An 18,150-nucleotide genomic window follows, 5' to 3' on the forward strand; every position below is an offset into this window, starting at 1 on the left:
TTCTGTCTTTTTTTACAATTATATCATGAAAGCCCTTGAAACAAAAGTACCACCTCTCTGTTGTCACAAGTAGAAAGAAATTGTTATGTCTGAACGTAAAATATCTGAAAAATCTCTTGAAAATCTCAGAAAATCCAATCAAGAATCCAATTTTTTGACCAGAGAAGCGATCGAGACGGCGCTTTTGCAACTTCTAGAGAAAAAAGACTTGGCTAAGATTAGTATCTCAGAGTTGGTCAAGCGGGCGGGTGTCTCACGCGCTGCCTTTTATCGTAACTATGACTCCAAAGAAGAGATTTTGGAAAGCGTCTTTAAACGCAGTGTTCATAATATCATGGAACAGTTGAGCCACTACGATGTCAAAACAGACCTTTATCTGGTCTGGGTTCACCTTTTCCGCGCAGCAAAGAAAGAAGCCAAGGTTATTCAACTTGCTCTGGACTACCATTTGGAAAAGATTTTTGTCCAAGCCATGCAGGAATTTCTAGAAAAATACCACGGAAAGTCAAAAGGCGTTAGCAGCTACCTTCATTCGTTTTGGAGCTCTGCCATCGTATCGGTTCTGCTTAAATGGATCAAGGATGGCATGAAGGTTCCAGCTGAAAAGATTGCTGATTTACGCTTGCCATTTTTCAAAAAATAGAGGAAGAGGAGAAGACTTATGACAGAAAAAAGACTGGCTTGGGATGAGTACTTTGCAGCCCAGGCCTTACTGATTGCCAATCGATCTACTTGTAAACGCGCCAAAGTAGGTGCTGTCCTAGTCAAGGATAATAAGGTCATTTCAACAGGTTACAATGGTTCTGTATCAGGAACGGAGCACTGCATCGACCACGAATGTCTTGTCATTGAAGGACACTGCGTCCGAACCCTTCATGCCGAGGTCAATGCCATCTTACAAGGAGCCGAACGTGGAGTCCCTAAAGGATTTACAGCCTATGTGACCCATTTCCCTTGTTTGAATTGTACAAAACAACTCTTACAAGTCGGCTGCGAACGTGTAGTTTATATCAATCAGTATCGTATGGACGACTATGCCAAATACCTCTATCAAGAAAAAGGGACCGAGTTGACCCATTTACCGCTTGAGACTGTTCAGACAGCTCTTCAAGAAGCCAATTTAATTTAGAATTTATAAAAAAATGAATGGTTTAGAAAGCTTTTTAAACCGTTTTTTGATATAATGAGAAGAATAAATCGAAAGAAGGAATTCAGAAAATGGGAAAAATTGAAGTCATTAATCATCCACTTATTCAACACAAATTGTCAATCTTGCGTCGTACAGACACTTCTACAAAAGCTTTTCGTGAGCTCGTAGATGAGATTGCAATGTTGATGGGATATGAAGTACTTCGTGATCTTCCACTTGAAGATGTGGAAATCGAAACACCAATCACAAAAACAGTTCAAAAACAATTGGCTGGTAAAAAATTGGCGATTGTCCCAATCTTGCGTGCAGGTATCGGAATGGTCGATGGACTATTGAGCTTGGTTCCAGCAGCAAAAGTTGGACATATTGGTATGTACCGTGATGAAGAAACCCTTCAACCAGTTGAATACTTGGTGAAATTGCCTGAGGACATTGACCAACGTCAAATCTTTGTAGTGGACCCAATGTTGGCAACAGGTGGGTCAGCAATCTTGGCTGTAGATTCCCTTAAAAAACGTGGTGCTTCAAATATCAAGTTTGTCTGCCTAGTATCTGCTCCAGAAGGAGTGAAAGCTCTTCAAGAAGCTCACCCAGATGTAGAAATTTTTACTGCGGCCTTGGATGAACGCTTGAATGAACACGGTTATATCGTACCAGGTCTTGGAGATGCTGGAGACCGTTTGTTCGGTACGAAATAAGACTCAGATAGAGTCTTAAAGATGAAATTGGAGGATGTTTCTAATTTCGCGAGGAGGTTGAATTTTTGATTCTGTCGATAGTATAGAGCAAAAATTTGACCTTTTTTGACCAAAAAGATATAATAGTTCTGTATCGAGTCGCATGACTAAGAAAATTCAACATTAAAAGGAGAAATGAATGATTCCTGTAGTTATTGAACAAACAAGCCGTGGAGAACGTTCCTATGATATTTACTCTCGTCTTTTGAAAGACCGCATTATCATGCTAACAGGTCCAGTCGAAGACAATATGGCCAACTCAGTTATTGCCCAGTTGCTCTTCTTGGATGCCCAAGACAGCACAAAGGATATTTACCTTTATGTCAACACACCTGGAGGTTCTGTTTCAGCTGGTTTGGCAATCGTTGATACCATGAACTTTATCAAGGCAGATGTCCAAACAATCGTTATGGGAATGGCTGCATCCATGGGGACTGTCATTGCATCAAGTGGCGCAAAAGGCAAACGTTTCATGCTTCCAAATGCGGAGTACATGATTCACCAACCAATGGGTGGTACAGGTGGTGGTACCCAACAAACAGATATGGCAATCGCTGCAGAGCACTTGCTTAAAACTCGTAAGACTTTGGAGCAAATCCTTGCAGATAACTCTGGTAAATCAGTCGAGCAAATTCATGCAGATGCGGAACGTGATTACTGGATGAGTGCCCAAGAAACGCTCGAATATGGCTTTATTGATGAAATCATGGCCAACAATTCTTTAAGCTAAGCAACCTAGAAAGCAAACTCGACGGAGTTTGCTTTTTTTGGTATAATAGGGGAAGATTTCTTAGAAAGAGGATTCCTCATGTTTGAAAAAACAAATCGATCAGGATTAATCATCTATCTTTACTATAATCGAGATGCAAAAAAACTTCAGGAATACGGTGACATCTGTTACCATTCTAAGAAGCATCGTTACTTGCAGCTCTATGTTCCAACTGAGGAGCTAGATGACTTAGTTGAGAGATTAGGTAAGGAAAGATTTATCAAAAAAATAAGACGTTGCCACATTCAAGAGTTAGAAACTCCCTTTGTTGGCAATCTCTATCGCACTGAGGAAAACGTTATCATTTAAAAAATGAGATAAATGTGTTGACAATTTTCTGATAATTCGGTATATTCTTAACATACTATTTTTGAAACAACTATAAGGAGATTAACATGAAGAAAAAATTTGCCCTATCTTTTGTGGCTCTTGCTAGTGTGGCCCTTCTCGCTGCCTGTGGAGAGGTCAAGTCAGGAGCGTCAAATACAACTGGTAACCCAGTAGACGAAAAGACTATCAAAATCGGTTTTAACTTTGAAGAAACAGGTGCTGTAGCTGCCTATGGTACTTCTGAACAAAAAGGTGCCCAACTTGCTGTTGATGAAATCAATGCTGCAGGTGGTATCGATGGAAAACAAATCGAAGTTGTGGATAAAGATAACAAATCTGAAACTGCTGAGGCTGCCTCTGTTACAACTAACCTAGTTACCCAATCAAAAGTTACAGCTATCGTAGGACCTGCGACATCTGGTGCAACTGCTGCGGCTGTAGCCAACGCTACTCAAGCAGGAGTGCCATTGATCTCACCAAGTGCGACTCAAGATGGATTGACCAAAGGTCAAGAATATCTATTTATCGGAACTTTCCAAGATAGCTTCCAAGGGAAGATTATTTCAAACTATGTGACAAACAAATTGAACGCTAAGAAGGTTGTTCTTTATACGGACAATGCTAGTGACTATGCTAAAGGTATTGCTAAATCTTTCCGCGAAGCGTACAAGGGTGAGATTGTAGCAGATGAAACGTTTGTGGCAGGTGATACAGACTTCCAAGCAGCCCTTACTAAAATGAAAGGGAAAGAGTTTGACGCTATCGTTGTTCCAGGTTACTACACAGAAGCAGGTAAAATCGTAAACCAAGCACGTGGTATGGGAATTGATAAACCAATCGTTGGTGGTGACGGCTTTAACGGTGAAGAATTTGTTCAACAAGCAACTGCTGAAAGAGCATCAAACATTTACTTCATCTCAGGATTCTCAACTACAGTTGATGTTTCTGCAAAAGCTAAAGCTTTCCTTGAAGCCTACCGTGCTAAATACAATGAAGAACCTTCAACATTCTCAGCTTTGGCCTATGACTCAGTTTACCTAGTAGCTAATGCTGCAAAAGGTGCTAAAAACTCAGGTGAAATCAAGGACAACCTTGCTAAAACCAAAGACTTTGATGGTGTGACTGGTCAAACGAGCTTTGATGCAGATCACAACACAGTGAAAACTGCTTACATGATGACCATGAATAATGGTAAAGTGGAAGCAGCAGAAGTTGTAAAACCATAACATTAGAATAGTAGCTGAAATAGGGAATGAGCCTTTGACTCACTCCCTGTTTCGGTGTTTATGAACTTGTGAAAATTGAGAAATTTTCTAAAAAATAACAATAGAAAAGAGTGAATGCTATGCTCCAACAACTTGTGAATGGTTTAATTCTGGGTAGTGTTTATGCACTTTTGGCTCTGGGTTATACCATGGTTTATGGAATTATCAAACTCATCAACTTCGCCCACGGTGATATTTATATGATGGGTGCCTTTATTGGTTACTTTTTGATTAATTCTTTCCAAATGAATTTCTTTTTAGCTTTGATTATTTCAATGGTAGGAACCGCACTACTTGGTGTTGTGATTGAATTTCTTGCCTACCGTCCTTTGCGACACTCTACACGTATTGCTGTATTGATTACTGCCATCGGAGTGTCTTTCCTACTTGAATATGGAATGGTCTACTTGGTCGGTGCCAATACTCGCGCCTTTCCTCAAGCCATTCAAACAGTCCGCTATGATTTGGGGCCAATCAGCTTGACAAATGTTCAGTTAATGATTTTAGCAGTTTCCTTACTCCTGATGATTTTATTGCAGGTGATTGTTCAAAAAACAAAAATGGGGAAAGCCATGCGTGCGGTATCAGTTGATAGTGACGCAGCTCAATTGATGGGAATTAATGTAAATCGTACAATCAGCTTTACCTTTGCTTTGGGTTCAGCCCTTGCTGGTGCAGCAGGTGTCCTCATCGCCCTTTACTACAACTCTCTTGAACCTTTGATGGGTGTGACTCCAGGTCTAAAGTCATTCGTTGCGGCCGTTCTTGGCGGTATCGGGATTATTCCTGGTGCAGCTCTAGGGGGATTTGTTATTGGTTTGTTGGAAACTTTTGCAACTGCCTTTGGTATGTCTGATTTCCGTGATGCCATCGTATATGGAATCTTGCTTTTGATTCTGATTGTTCGTCCTGCAGGTATCCTTGGTAAGAATGTGAAAGAGAAGGTGTAAACAATGAAGACAAATCTTAAAGTAAATATTCTCTGGTTATTCCTTCTGTTAGCGGGTTATGGATTGATTAGTGTACTGGTTTCTGCTGGTGTTCTCAATCTATTCCATGTCCAAATTTTAGAACAAATTGGGATTAATATCATCCTTGCAGTAGGTTTGAACTTAATTGTCGGTTTTTCAGGACAATTCTCACTCGGTCATGCAGGTTTTATGGCAATTGGGGCTTATGCAGCAGCGATTATTGGTTCAAAATCACCAACCTATGGTGCCTTCTTTGGAGCAATGGTCTTGGGTGCCTTGATTTCTGGTGCAGTAGCTTTGCTTGTTGGGATTCCAACTCTACGCTTGAAGGGGGACTATCTGGCTGTTGCAACACTAGGTGTTTCAGAAATCATCCGTATCTTTATCATTAATGGTGGCAGTTTGACCAATGGTGCCGCTGGTATCTTGGGTATTCCAAACTTTACCAACTGGCAAATGGTTTATCTATTTGTGGTGATCACAACTATTGCAACTCTCAACTTCTTACGCAGTCCAATCGGACGCTCTACTCTATCTGTTCGTGAGGATGAGATTGCTGCGGAGTCCGTTGGTGTAAACACTACAAAGATCAAGATTATCGCTTTTGTCTTTGGTGCCATTACAGCAAGTATTGCTGGTTCACTTCAGGCTGGTTTTATCGGATCTGTTGTTCCAAAAGATTACACCTTTATTAATTCCATCAACGTATTGATTATCGTTGTATTTGGTGGACTTGGTTCTATTACAGGTACCATCGTTTCTGCGATTGTTTTAGGAATTTTAAATATGCTCCTTCAAGATGTAGCTAGCGTACGTATGATTATCTATGCTTTGGCTCTTGTATTGGTGATGATTTTCAGACCAGGTGGACTTCTTGGGACATGGGAATTAAGTCTATCACGTTTCTTTAAAAAATCTAAGAAGGAGGGACAAAACTAATGGCATTACTTGAAGTTAAACAGTTAACCAAACATTTTGGCGGTCTAACAGCTGTTGGAGATGTCACTCTTGAATTGAACGAGGGAGAATTGGTTGGTTTGATTGGACCAAACGGGGCTGGTAAAACAACCCTTTTCAATCTCTTGACCGGTGTTTATGAACCAAGCGAAGGTACTGTGACACTAGATGGTCACCTCCTAAATGGGAAAACTCCCTATAAGATTGCCTCACTTGGTCTCAGTCGTACTTTCCAAAATATTCGTTTGTTCAAGGACTTGACAGTTTTGGAAAATGTTTTGATTGCATTTAGCAATCATCATAAACAGCATGTCCTTGCGAGCTTTCTACGTCTGCCAGCTTTTTATAAGAATGAGGAAGAATTAAAAAGCAAAGCTTTGGACTTGCTGAAGATTTTTGATTTGGATGGTGACGCAGATACTCTTGCTAAGAATCTGGCCTATGGCCAACAACGTCGATTAGAAATCGTTCGTGCTCTGGCAACCGAACCTAAGATCCTCTTTTTGGATGAACCTGCGGCTGGGATGAATCCACAAGAGACAGCTGAATTGACAGAATTGATCCGTCGTATCAAAGATGAATTTAAAATTACCATCATGCTTATCGAACATGACATGAATTTGGTTATGGAAGTCACTGAGCGTATCTATGTTCTTGAATATGGTCGTTTGATTGCTCATGGTACTCCTGATGAGATCAAGAACAACAAACGTGTTATCGAAGCTTATCTAGGAGGTGAAGCCTAATGTCTATGTTAAAAGTTGAAAACCTCTCTGTGCATTACGGTATGATCCAAGCAGTTCGTGATGTAAGTTTCGAGGTTAATGAAGGTGAAGTTGTTTCCTTGATTGGTGCCAATGGCGCTGGTAAAACAACTATTCTTCGCACCCTTTCAGGTTTGGTTCGTCCAAGTGCTGGTAAAATTCAGTTTTTAGGAAAAGAAATTCAAAAGATGCCAGCGCAAAAAATCGTGGCAGGTGGCCTTTCACAAGTTCCTGAGGGACGCCATGTTTTCCCGGGTTTGACTGTTATGGAAAACTTGGAAATGGGAGCCTTTTTAAAGAAAAATCGTGAAGAAAATCAAGCCAACTTGAAAAAAGTCTTTTCACGTTTCCCTCGTCTGGAAGAACGTAAAAACCAAGATGCGGCGACCCTTTCAGGTGGTGAACAGCAGATGCTGGCTATGGGACGCGCTCTTATGTCTACACCTAAGCTCCTTCTCTTGGACGAGCCATCAATGGGACTTGCTCCTATCTTTATCCAAGAAATTTTTGATATCATTCAAGATATTCAGAAGCAAGGAACAACGGTTCTCCTAATTGAACAGAACGCTAACAAGGCCCTTGCTATTTCTGACCGCGGTTATGTGCTTGAAACAGGTAAGATTGTCCTATCAGGAACAGGAAAAGAACTCGCAGCATCAGACGAAGTCAGAAAAGCATATCTAGGTGGCTAAAAAGGTCCGGGGGACCTTTTTAGTCGGCAGATAGAGATTGCGTAGCAATCATCAGATCCAGTGGATTGTTTTAGTCGGTGGATGAGAGTTGCGCAAGCAATTCTCCTCTAGTCTGGGAGACTAGTTTAGGTTGCAGATGGAGATTGGGTAAGCAATTATCTAATTCAGTGGATTATTTTGTAGATGAATTTGAAGAGCTCCAAATTTGGGGTTCTTTTTTCGTTTGCTTACTATTTTGATGGACTTGATTTGAGCATCCGTTTTCTTAATATAGAATCTAACTTGACAAAAGCACGTGTTCATCATATAATTAAATAAACAAAAATATTGAACAAAGAGGCTGAAAATATGCTATCAGAAAAACAATTTAAACTTTTACGTTTTTTGTTGACTCACAAAGACGAAAACTTTACGCAGAGACAATTGGCTGAACAGCTAGACATCGCTTTGGGGACGGTAAATAATCTTCTCAAGGAATGTAAAGAAGAGAAGTGGATCAGTGAGGAAAATCACTTAACTGACTTAGGTGAGGAGGCTTTGACTCCGTATCAGGTGAAGAATGCCATTATCATGGCTGCAGGTATGAGTAGCCGCTTTGCTCCTTTGTCTTATGAGCTTCCAAAAGGGCTTCTCCAAGTTAAAGGTGAGCGTTTGATTGAGAGAGAAATCAAGCAATTGCAAGAAGCTGGGATAGAGGACATTACAGTTATTGTAGGCTATCTGCAAGAAAAAATGTTCTATCTGGCAGAAAAATTTGGTGTTAAAATCGTTGTAAATAATGATTACTACAAGTACAACAACTGTTCTTCTCTCATGCTAGTCAGAGATCAGCTTTCTAACACTTACATTTGTTCGTCGGATAATTATTTTGTGGAAAATCCGTTTGAGCGATACATTTACAGAGGTTATTATTCGACTATATTTGCAGAAGGGGACACAGACGAATACTGCTCTAAGGAAGACTCCAATCACACGATTATCGATATTCAAATCGGTGGGACGAATACTTGGGCTATGGTGGGGCACGTTTATTTTGATCGTGCATTTAGTGAAAAGTTCGTAGATATTTTAGAAACTGAATTTAAGCACGAACCATATCGCGAACAGCTCTGGGAAGATTATTATAGCCGTCACGTAAAGGAGCTTCCTTTGGAAGCTCGGCATTATTCAGCAGATATTGTTAAGGAGTTTGATTCACTAGATGAGTTGCGTCAGTTTGATGAACACTATCTGGTGAATACGAATTCGGAAATCATCGATAATATTTGTAAGACATTAGGATGTGTAGCTTCAGATATTGTCAATATTAAACCTCTAAAGGACGGTTTAACCAACACTTCGTTTTCATTTGACTGCCTAGGGAAGAAATATGTTTACCGTCATCCAGGTAGAGGAACGGAGAATTATATCGATCGTGCTAGTGAAGCGGCTTCCATGGAAATTGCTGCAAAATTGAAGATTGACCGTACCTTTGTTGCCATGAACAAGGATGAGGGCTGGAAAATTTCAGAATTTATCCCTAATGCCAAGCAACTAGATTATGATAATTGGGATGATGTAGCAAAAGCAATGGAGCTCTTGAGACGTTTGCACCAATCTGGAGAAAAAACAAATCATTCCTTTAATCAATTTGAGGGGATTGATGATTTTAGACAAAAACTAAAAGCCAGCAATCGTTTTGAATTTGATGGGCTTGAAGAGTTAGATAAGAATGTCTCAGTCCTCGAAAAGTTTCTACAAGAAGAGCAAACGAAAAAGGTTCTCTGCCACGGAGATTCTTATAGCCCGAATTTCTTGTTGAATGAAGCTGGCGAAATGAGCTTGATTGATTGGGAATATTCTGGTATGGGAGATCCAGCAGGAGATTTAGGAACCTTTATCGGGTGTTCAAATTATACAGTAGAAGAAGCTGAAAAGGTACTTGAGATCTATTTACAAGAAGTTCCAGATAAGAAAACTAAACGTCACTATTTTGCCTATGTATCAGTGACTTCATATTATTGGTTTTTGTGGGCTCTGTTCCAAGAAAGCGTTGGAAAACCAGTAGGTGAATTTCTCTACATCTGGTATCGTTATACCAAGCAGTATGGAAAACTTGCATTAGATTTATATTTGGAGGAGAATTGAGATGAAGCCGACATCAGAAATTGAAGAATTAATAGCAAATGAAACGAAAAGAAGGCTAGAAGAAATGGAATCACCAAACTATGTGTTTGCCCAGCCATTTCTAAAAAGTGATTTTATTATAGTCATTGGCTTGGTTCTAATTAACCTTATTCTGATTATCCTAGCCATGACAGGAGGTATTCAATAAAATGTCCAAGATGAATGACTTTATTCAACAGGAGACGATAACGGGAATTGTTCCCATGACCAACAAGGATCGTCAGTATTCTTTCTGGGATCTCTTCTTATCGACAAGTGGTTTTGCCATCGCAACTTGGTGTTATACTCAAGGAGCCTATGTGGCTCAATATTTGACCTTTAATCAAATGTTGATAAATATTTTTAGTTTTAATATTATCTGGGTCTTTATTGAGTGTCTCCCAATTCTGTTTGCGGTTAAATATGGGATTGATTTGTGGATTTGGTTGAGAGCTGTCCTCGGAAAAAAAGGAGTAGCCCTGTTATCAACCATTATTAGTTTGGCTAACTTTGGCTGGTATGCCGTTGCGGCCAATCTTTTTGCCAGCTCCATGATTCATTTAGCAAATAATTTTGGTCTTGGTTTGGACAAGGGAGTATGGGCACCTATTCTTGGTACACTCTGTGTTCTCCTTGGAACGCTGATTGCGCTTGGAGGTCCAGAGGTGATCAAATGGACCAATCGCTTCTTGGTAATTGCCTTGTTGATTGTCGGTCTCATTATCGTTGGAATCTGCTTTGTAGCCGTGCCTATTACTGACATTATGAACATTCAACCGGCTACCCAAGGAGATTTAACTCCATTAGAACGCTTCATGCTTTCTGGAGAAGGAAATGTAGCCTTTGCCTTCTCTTGGTCTACACAGGCATTGGTTTTACCACGTTTAGCAAAATCAGAACGCAGTGGTTATTGGGCTACAGCCTTATCATACGGAGTTGTGGCTCCATTCTTCGTTGCGACAGGTGGAGTCATGGCTCTAGCCATGTTTGTTAAAACGGGTGTTTATGAAAGTGATCCAACAACCATGCTTTCAACTCTAAGCACACCTGCCTTTGCTCTCTTAAGTCTACTACTAGTAGCCTTTGCCAATATTGGAACCCAAGGGACAGGATCATACGTGAACTGTATGATTGTTAAAAGCGGGATGCCCAAAGTAAGCTATAAACTAATGGTTTGGATTGCCATGATTTATGTAAGCCTACTCACCATCTGGGGAGGGGTAGAAGAGTACTTCGGTTCCTTCATCTCACTAGCCGCTTATATTCAGGGACCAATTATTGGTATGATTGTTGTTGATTACTTTATCTTAAGAAAACGAAAACTTGATTTGCGTTCAGCCTATTTCCTTGAGGGACATAAAGCTTATGAGTTTACTAAAGGATTTAACTTGGTTGGCTTGTCTTGCGTCTTTATCTCCTTGTTGGTTGCAGTACTATTTGTTTATAACCCTGTAACAGCACAGATTCAAAGCCCAATCTTTTTAATCACAACGGGTAGTGGCTTTACTGCGATTTTTGGAGGTTTATTGTACTGGCTAGCTAACTTAACTCCATTAAAACGCTATATGATCAAGGATCGAGATTCCGTTACGATTTAAGGATAAATGAAAACCTTAATCTATATCTATTCGCTTCCCCTTTCTTAAAAGTTTATTTTACATAAGTAATTGATATGATTCTAGTCAATCATATTCTGATTATCCTAGCCATGACAGGAGGTATTCAATAAAATGTCCAAGATGAATGACTTCATTCAACAGGAGACGATAACGGGAATTGTTCCCATGACCAACAAGGATCGTCAGTATTCTTTCTGGGATCTCTTCTTATCGACAAGTGGTTTTGCCATCGCAACTTGGTGTTATACCCAAGGAGCCTATGTGGCTCAATATTTGACTTTTAATCAGATGTTGATTAATATTTTTAGTTTTAACATTATCTGGGTCTTTATTGAATGTCTCCCAATTCTGTTTGCGGTTAAATATGGAATTGATTTGTGGATTTGGTTGAGGGCCGTTCTAGGTAAAAAAGGGGTGGCCGTTCTATCAACCGTGATTAGTCTGGCAAATTTTGGTTGGTACGCCGTCACCGCCAATCTTTTTGCCAGCTCCATGATTCATTTGGCAAATAATTTTGGGCTTGGTTTAGACAAGGGAGTATGGGCACCGATTCTAGGCACTTTCTGTGTTCTTCTTGGAACGCTGATTGCTCTTGGGGGGCCAGAGGTGATCAAAGGAACTAATCGCTTCCTGGTGGTTGCCTTGTTATTTGTTGGGCTAATCATTGTTGGAATCTGTTTTGTTGCGGTTCCGATTAGGGATATTATGAATGTCCAACCTGCCATCCAAGAAAATTTGACACCGATTGAACGTTTTATGATGTCAGGGGAAGGAAATGTGGCCGTAGCCTTTTCTTGGTCTACACAAGCATTTGTCTTACCACGTTTGGCAAAATCAGAACGTAGTGGCTATTGGGCTACAGCCTTGTCATACGGGGTTGTTGCGCCATTCTTTGCTGCGACAGGTGGAGTCATGGCTCTAGCCATGTTTGTCAAAACAGGTGTCTATGAAAGTGACCCAACGACGATGCTTTCAACGTTGAGCACTCCTGCCTTTGCCCTTTTAAGTTTACTACTGGTAGCTTTTGCTAATATTGGAACCCAAGGTACAGGATCGTACGTGAACTGTATGATTGTAAAAAGCGGGATGCCCAAAGTAAGCTATAGACTAATGGTTTGGATTGCTATGGTTTATGTGAGTCTACTTACGATTTGGGGAGGAGTGGATGAATACTTCGGTTCCTTCATCTCGCTGGCGGCCTATATTCAAGGACCCATTATCGGAATGATCGTTGTTGACTATTTTATCTTAAGAAAACGAAAACTCGATTTGCGTTCAGCCTATTTCCTTGAAGGACATGACGCCTATGAGTTTACCAAAGGATTTAATCTGGTAGGATTATCTTGTGTAATCATTTCCTTGTTAGTTGCAGTACTATTTGTTTACAACCCTATAACAAAGCATATCCAGAGTCCTATGTTCTTGCTCACAACTGGTAGTGGCTTTACTGCGATCTTTGGTGGTCTATTGTACTGGCTAGCTAGCTTAACTCCTTTAAAACGCTATATGATTAAGGATAGAGATTCAGTTACTATTTAAGGATAGAGGGAACTTTGGTTCTCTCTTTTTTGTGATTGAATGTTACAAAATCTTGAAAAAGAGATGAAAGCGTTTGATAGTTTTTGTAAGAAAGTGTATAATTATAGTAGCAATAAAGAAGGAGAAGTCTCATGGCAGTTAAAGATTTTATGACCCGCAAGGTAGTTTATATCAGTCCAGATACGACTGTAGCACATGCAGCAGATTTGATGCGCGAGCAAGGCTTGCACCGTTTACCTGTTATCGAAAATGACCAATTGGTTGGTCTGGTAACAGAAGGAACCATTGCGGAAGCCAGCCCATCTAAAGCAACCAGCCTCTCTATCTATGAGATGAATTATCTTCTCAATAAGACCAAAGTCAAAGACGTCATGATTCGGGATGTCATAACAGTCTCAGGTTATGCTAGTCTAGAAGATGCGACCTATCTCATGTTGAAGAATAAGATCGGTATTCTTCCCGTTGTGGACAACCAACAGGTTTATGGTGTGATTACAGATCGCGATGTTTTTCAAGCCTTTCTAGAAATCGCTGGCTACGGCGAGGAAGGAATTCGTGTTCGGTTTATTACGGAAAATGAAGTTGGGGTTTTGGGCAAGATTGTGACCTTGATTGTAGAAGAAAATCTGAATATTTCACATACAGTCAATATTCCACGCAAGGATGGCAAGGTCGTGATTGAAGTTCAAATTGATGGGACGATTGATTTAACCTTCCTGAAGGAGAAATTTGAAGCGCAAGGTATCCAAGTAGAGGAGATTGCTCGAACCTCTGCTAAAAAGTTATAAAATGGAGGGTGAAAGCCCTCTTTTTTGTATACAATTTGAAATAACAAGCAAAATATGGAAAGAAATGAGAGAATGTGGTATAATGAAACGATGTGAATAAAGGAGTATTTATGGACATTTCAGAAATTCGTCAAAAAATTGACGCAAATCGTGAAAAATTAGCTTCTTTCAGGGGGTCTCTTTGACCTCGAAGGACTAGAGGAAGAGATTGCCATCTTGGAAAACAAGATGACAGAACCTGATTTTTGGAACGATAATATCGCGGCCCAAAAAACGTCGCAAGAATTAAATGAATTAAAAAACACCTACAACACCTTCCGTAAAATGGAAGAGTTGCAGGATGAAGTTGAAATTTTATTGGACTTTTTAGCAGAAGACGAGTCAGTCCATGATGAACTGGTAGAACAGTTGACAGAACTGGATAAGATGATGACCAGCTACGAGATGACGCTTCTCTTGTCAGAACCTTATGACCATAATAATGCGATTTTGGAGATCCATCCAGGATCTGGTGGTACTGAGGCTCAGGACTGGGGTGATATGTTGCTCCGTATGTATACTCGCTATGGAAATGCCAAAGGCTTTAAAGTAGAGGTCTTGGATTACCAAGCAGGTGATGAAGCGGGTATCAAGTCTGTGACCTTGTCTTTTGAAGGCCCAAATGCCTACGGTCTTCTCAAGTCAGAAATGGGTGTTCACCGTCTGGTCCGTATTTCTCCATTTGACTCTGCCAAACGCCGCCATACTTCATTTACATCCGTTGAGGTTATGCCTGAGTTGGACGATACCATCGAAGTGGAAATCCGTGAAGATGATATCAAAATGGATACCTTCCGTTCAGGTGGTGCTGGTGGACAAAACGTCAATAAAGTTTCAACAGGTGTGCGTTTGACACACATTCCTACGGGGACAGTCGTTCAATCGACAGTCGATCGTACCCAGTATGGAAATAGAGATCGTGCTATGAAGATGTTGCAAGCCAAGCTCTATCAGATGGAGCAAGAAAAGAAAGCTGCGGAAGTCGACTCCCTCAAAGGGGAGAAAAAAGAAATCACATGGGGAAGTCAGATTCGTTCTTATGTCTTCACACCTTATACCATGGTAAAAGATCACCGTACGAGCTTTGAAGTCGCTCAGGTAGATAAGGTCATGGATGGAGATCTTGATGGTTTCATCGACGCCTATCTCAAGTGGCGAATCAGCTAAGAAATAGAAAGGAACTCACATGTCAATCATTGAAATGCGAGATGTTGTCAAAAAATACGATAACGGAACGACTGCTCTTCGTGGAGTCTCTCTTAGTATTGAACCAGGAGAATTTGCCTATATCGTTGGGCCTTCTGGAGCAGGGAAGTCAACCTTTATTCGAGCTTTATATCGAGAAGTAAAGATTGAAAAAGGGAGCCTAACAGTTGCAGGCTTTAATTTGGTTAAAATCAAGAAGAAAGATATCCCTCTACTCCGTCGCAGTGTTGGGGTAGTCTTTCAAGATTACAAACTCTTGCCCAAGAAAACCGTTTATGAAAATATTGCTTACGCAATGGAAGTTATCGGAGAGAATCGCCGTAACATCAAAAAACGTGTTATGGAAGTGTTGGACCTAGTAGGTTTAAAACACAAGGTTCGTTCTTTCCCGAATGAACTCTCAGGTGGAGAGCAGCAACGGATTGCGATTGCTCGTGCGATTGTGAACAATCCTAAGGTCTTGATTGCCGATGAGCCGACAGGAAACTTGGACCCAGATAATTCTTGGGAAATTATGAATCTGTTGGAACGCATCAATCTCCAAGGTACGACTGTCTTGATGGCGACCCACAACAGTCAAATTGTAAATACCTTGCGCCACCGTGTCATTGCCATTGAAAATGGCCGTGTCGTTCGTGACGAAGCTAAAGGAGAATATGGATACGATGATTAGTAGATTTTTTCGCCATTTATTTGAATCATTAAAAAGTTTAAAACGAAATGGCTGGATGACAGTAGCAGCAGTGAGTTCGGTTATGATTACCTTGACTCTGGTTGCCCTGTTTGCATCTGTAATTTTTAATACAGCCAAGCTGGCTACCGATATTGAAAACAACGTTCGTGTCATGGTTTACATTCGTAAGGATGTAGCAGATAATAGTGAAACGATTGAAAAAGAAGGTCAGACAGTTACCAATAATGACTATCACAAGGTTTATGATGCCTTAAAAGCCATGCAAGGTGTTAAGAATGTCACTTTTTCAAGCAAGGAAGAGCAGTATCAAAAATTGACTGAAACGATGGGGGATGACTGGAAGGTCTTTGAAGGGGATGCCAATCCTCTCTATGATGCCTATATCGTTGATACCAATACTCCGAGTGATGTTCCTAAAGTAGCAGAAGAGGCCAAGAAAATTGAAGGGGTATCTGAGGTTCAAGACGGTGGTGCCAACACTCAACGACTTTTCGAACTGGCTTCCTTTATCCGTGTTTGGGGATTGGTTATTGCAGGGCTCTTGATTTTCATTGCGGTTTTCTTGATTTCTAATACTATCCGTATTACCATTATTTCTCGGAGCCGTGAAATTCAAATCATGCGTCTAGTAGGAGCTAAAAATGGCTACATTAGAGGACCATTCTTACTTGAAGGTGCCTTTATCGGTTTATTTGGAGCAGCTATTCCTTCAGTCCTTGTATTCTTTGTTTATAATATGGTTTATCAATCTGTCAATAAATCTTTGGTGGGGCAAAACTTGTCAATGATTACACCAGATGTGTTTATCCCTGTGATGACAGTCCTATTGTTTGTGATTGGTATTTTCATTGGGGCAATTGGATCAGGCATTTCAATGCGTCGATTCTTGAAGATCTAGTTGGATATAAATGCAACTTGCAGACCAAATCAGAAATAATACAATTTTAAAAGAGAAGTTTTCTTGAGCTTCTCTTTTTTCTTCGGCTCTTTGTTAACTGTAGTGGGTTGAAGTCAGCTAAGCTCGAGAAAGGACGAATTTCGTCCTTTCTTTTTTGATGTTCAGAGCGATAAAAATCCTTTTTTTGAAGTTTTCAAAGTTTCGAAAACCAAAGGCATTTTGTTTAATGAGTTTAATGAGATTATTGGTCACTTCTAATTTTGCATTAGAATAGGGTAACTGAAGGGCGTTGGCGATTTTCTCTTTGTCCTTGAGAAAGGTTTGTAAGACAGTCTGAAAAAGAGGATGAAGCTGCTTTAGACTGTCCTTAATGAGTCCGAGAAATTTCTTTGGTTCTTTATTCTGAAAGTGAAACAGTAAGAGCTGATAGAGATTATAGTGGTGTTTCAAGTCTTCTGAATAGCTCAAAAGCTTGTCTAGAATCTCTCTATTCGTTAAGTGCATACGAAAAGTAGGGCGATAAAATCTCTTATCGCTGAGTTTACGGCTATCTTGTTGAATGAGCTTCCAGTAACGTTTGATAGCCTTGTATTCATGGGATTTTCGTTCAAACTGATTCATGATTTGGACACGAACACGACTCATAGCACAGCTTAAGTGTTGGAGTAAAACAGTCCACGGAACTGTTTTAGCTTGAGTTTAGAAATTCGAAAGCGAAGTGGTTTAGCCAAGTCATAGTAAGGGCTAAACAAATTCATTGTAATGATTTTCACTTGACAACGAACAGCTCGATCGTATCGAAGAAAGTGATTTCTTATGATAGCTTGTGTTCTACCCTCAAGGACAGCGATGATATTGAGCTTTTCAAAATCTTGCGCAATGAAACTCATCTTCATCTCCCGATTGAAACAGTCACTCCCCTGACTGTTTCAACGTCCCAGGACATAATCTCAGGAAGACGAGAAAAATCATGTTTAAAACGGAAGTCATTGAGCTTTCGGATAACAGTTGAAGTTGAAATGGCCAGCTGATGAGCAATATCGGTCATAGACGTCTTTTCAATCAACTTTTGAGCAATTTTTTGGTTGATAATACGAGGGATTTGATGATTTTTCTTGACTAGGGAAGTCTCAGCCACCGCCATTTTCGAACAATGATAGCACTTGAAACGACGCTTTTTCAGAAGAATTCTGGTAGGCATACCAGTCGTTTCAAGGTAAGGAATTTTAGATGGTTTTTGGAAGTCATATTTCTTCATTTGATATCCGCACTCAGGGCAAGATGGGGCGTCGTAGTCCAGTTTAGCGATGATTTCCTTGTGAGTATCCTTATTGATGATATCTAGAATCTGGATATTGGGGTCTTTAATATCGAGTAGTTTTGTGATAAAATGTAATAGTTCCATATGATTCTTTCTAATGATGGTTTGATCGCTTTTCATTATAGATCTTATGGGACTTTTTTCTACAACAAAATAGACTCCATCATATCTATAGGGGATTGACCCACTACAAATATTATAGAGCCAAATAAACAAGTAAGATCTGGGAAGACATTTCCAGATCTTTTTGATAGAATGAAATCAAA

The 18,150-nt window shown here is 40.2% G+C and carries 18 protein-coding genes and 1 pseudogene; 18 read left to right on the forward strand and 1 reads right to left on the reverse strand.

Annotated features, from left to right (window positions below; genetic code table 11):
- Positions 1-85 precede the first annotated feature (85 nt).
- The 18 genes from B7708_RS07265 to ftsX all read left to right on the forward strand — a co-directional run bounded on the left by B7708_RS07265 (position 86) and on the right by ftsX (position 16,563).
- A complete protein-coding gene (locus B7708_RS07265) occupies positions 86-643 on the forward strand; it encodes a TetR/AcrR family transcriptional regulator (RefSeq protein ID WP_000003897.1) in 558 nt (185 codons plus the stop codon).
- 18 nt (positions 644-661) lie between these two features.
- Complete coding sequence (locus B7708_RS07270; protein ID WP_061454501.1) at positions 662-1,129, forward strand: deoxycytidylate deaminase; 468 nt, start codon at positions 662-664, stop codon at positions 1,127-1,129.
- 89 nt (positions 1,130-1,218) lie between these two features.
- Positions 1,219-1,848: a uracil phosphoribosyltransferase gene (upp, locus tag B7708_RS07275; protein WP_000515974.1), complete on the forward strand. Its 630-nt coding sequence runs from the start codon at positions 1,219-1,221 to the stop codon at positions 1,846-1,848.
- 178 nt (positions 1,849-2,026) lie between these two features.
- A complete protein-coding gene (clpP, locus tag B7708_RS07280; protein WP_000613467.1) occupies positions 2,027-2,617 on the forward strand; it encodes an ATP-dependent Clp protease proteolytic subunit ClpP in 591 nt (196 codons plus the stop codon).
- A gap of 78 nt (positions 2,618-2,695) precedes the next feature.
- Positions 2,696-2,965, forward strand: a complete 270-nt coding sequence (locus B7708_RS07285) for a YlbG family protein (RefSeq protein ID WP_000462107.1) — start codon at positions 2,696-2,698, stop codon at positions 2,963-2,965.
- An 86-nt stretch (positions 2,966-3,051) separates the two neighbouring features.
- Positions 3,052-4,212 carry an ABC transporter substrate-binding protein gene (locus tag B7708_RS07290; protein WP_000726138.1) on the forward strand — a complete coding sequence of 387 codons (1,161 nt, stop codon included), beginning with the start codon at positions 3,052-3,054 and terminating at the stop codon, positions 4,210-4,212.
- 119 nt (positions 4,213-4,331) lie between these two features.
- The gene (locus B7708_RS07295) at positions 4,332-5,201 is read left to right on the forward strand and encodes a branched-chain amino acid ABC transporter permease (protein ID WP_000941418.1); all 870 of its coding nucleotides are present in this window, start codon (positions 4,332-4,334) and stop codon (positions 5,199-5,201) included.
- A gap of 3 nt (positions 5,202-5,204) precedes the next feature.
- On the forward strand, positions 5,205-6,161 hold the full coding sequence (locus B7708_RS07300) for a branched-chain amino acid ABC transporter permease (RefSeq protein WP_000856262.1): 957 nt from the start codon (positions 5,205-5,207) through the stop codon (positions 6,159-6,161).
- Positions 6,161-6,925, forward strand: coding sequence for an ABC transporter ATP-binding protein (locus B7708_RS07305; protein ID WP_001186014.1), 765 nt, complete (start codon positions 6,161-6,163; stop codon positions 6,923-6,925). The genes B7708_RS07300 and B7708_RS07305 overlap by 1 nt, the downstream gene beginning before the upstream one ends.
- The gene (locus tag B7708_RS07310; RefSeq protein ID WP_000062210.1) at positions 6,925-7,635 is read left to right on the forward strand and encodes an ABC transporter ATP-binding protein; all 711 of its coding nucleotides are present in this window, start codon (positions 6,925-6,927) and stop codon (positions 7,633-7,635) included. The genes B7708_RS07305 and B7708_RS07310 overlap by 1 nt, the downstream gene beginning before the upstream one ends.
- 348 nt (positions 7,636-7,983) lie before the next feature.
- Complete coding sequence (locus tag B7708_RS07315; protein ID WP_084974827.1) at positions 7,984-9,762, forward strand: phosphotransferase; 1,779 nt, start codon at positions 7,984-7,986, stop codon at positions 9,760-9,762.
- 1 nt (position 9,763) lies between these two features.
- On the forward strand, positions 9,764-9,949 hold the full coding sequence (locus B7708_RS07320; protein WP_000805401.1) for a hypothetical protein: 186 nt from the start codon (positions 9,764-9,766) through the stop codon (positions 9,947-9,949).
- A 1-nt stretch (position 9,950) separates the two neighbouring features.
- On the forward strand, positions 9,951-11,378 hold the full coding sequence (locus B7708_RS07325) for a cytosine permease (protein ID WP_084974829.1): 1,428 nt from the start codon (positions 9,951-9,953) through the stop codon (positions 11,376-11,378).
- 132 nt (positions 11,379-11,510) lie between these two features.
- The gene (locus B7708_RS07330) at positions 11,511-12,938 is read left to right on the forward strand and encodes a cytosine permease (protein WP_084974831.1); all 1,428 of its coding nucleotides are present in this window, start codon (positions 11,511-11,513) and stop codon (positions 12,936-12,938) included.
- Positions 12,939-13,069: 131 nt separating this feature from the next.
- A complete protein-coding gene (locus B7708_RS07335) occupies positions 13,070-13,726 on the forward strand; it encodes a CBS domain-containing protein (RefSeq protein WP_000268641.1) in 657 nt (218 codons plus the stop codon).
- Between the two features lie 110 nt (positions 13,727-13,836).
- Positions 13,837-14,932 (forward strand): peptide chain release factor 2 gene (prfB, locus tag B7708_RS07345; RefSeq protein ID WP_096753628.1). Its coding sequence is split into 2 segments (ribosomal slippage): positions 13,837-13,908 and positions 13,910-14,932, totalling 1,095 coding nucleotides; the frame shifts between segments, so codons are not numbered across the junction.
- Between the two features lie 19 nt (positions 14,933-14,951).
- The gene (ftsE, locus tag B7708_RS07350; protein ID WP_000022257.1) at positions 14,952-15,644 is read left to right on the forward strand and encodes a cell division ATP-binding protein FtsE; all 693 of its coding nucleotides are present in this window, start codon (positions 14,952-14,954) and stop codon (positions 15,642-15,644) included.
- Positions 15,637-16,563 (forward strand): permease-like cell division protein FtsX, encoded by a 927-nt coding sequence (gene ftsX, locus B7708_RS07355; protein WP_084974833.1) that lies wholly within the window; start codon positions 15,637-15,639, stop codon positions 16,561-16,563. The genes ftsE and ftsX overlap by 8 nt, the downstream gene beginning before the upstream one ends.
- A 117-nt stretch (positions 16,564-16,680) precedes the next feature.
- Here ftsX and B7708_RS07360 read toward each other — a convergent pair.
- A pseudogene (locus B7708_RS07360) lies at positions 16,681-17,968 on the reverse strand (ISL3 family transposase).
- Positions 17,969-18,150 lie beyond the last annotated feature (182 nt).

It is taken from the genome of Streptococcus oralis subsp. dentisani, from assembly GCF_002096615.1.
Classification (GTDB): domain Bacteria; phylum Bacillota; class Bacilli; order Lactobacillales; family Streptococcaceae; genus Streptococcus; species Streptococcus oralis_U.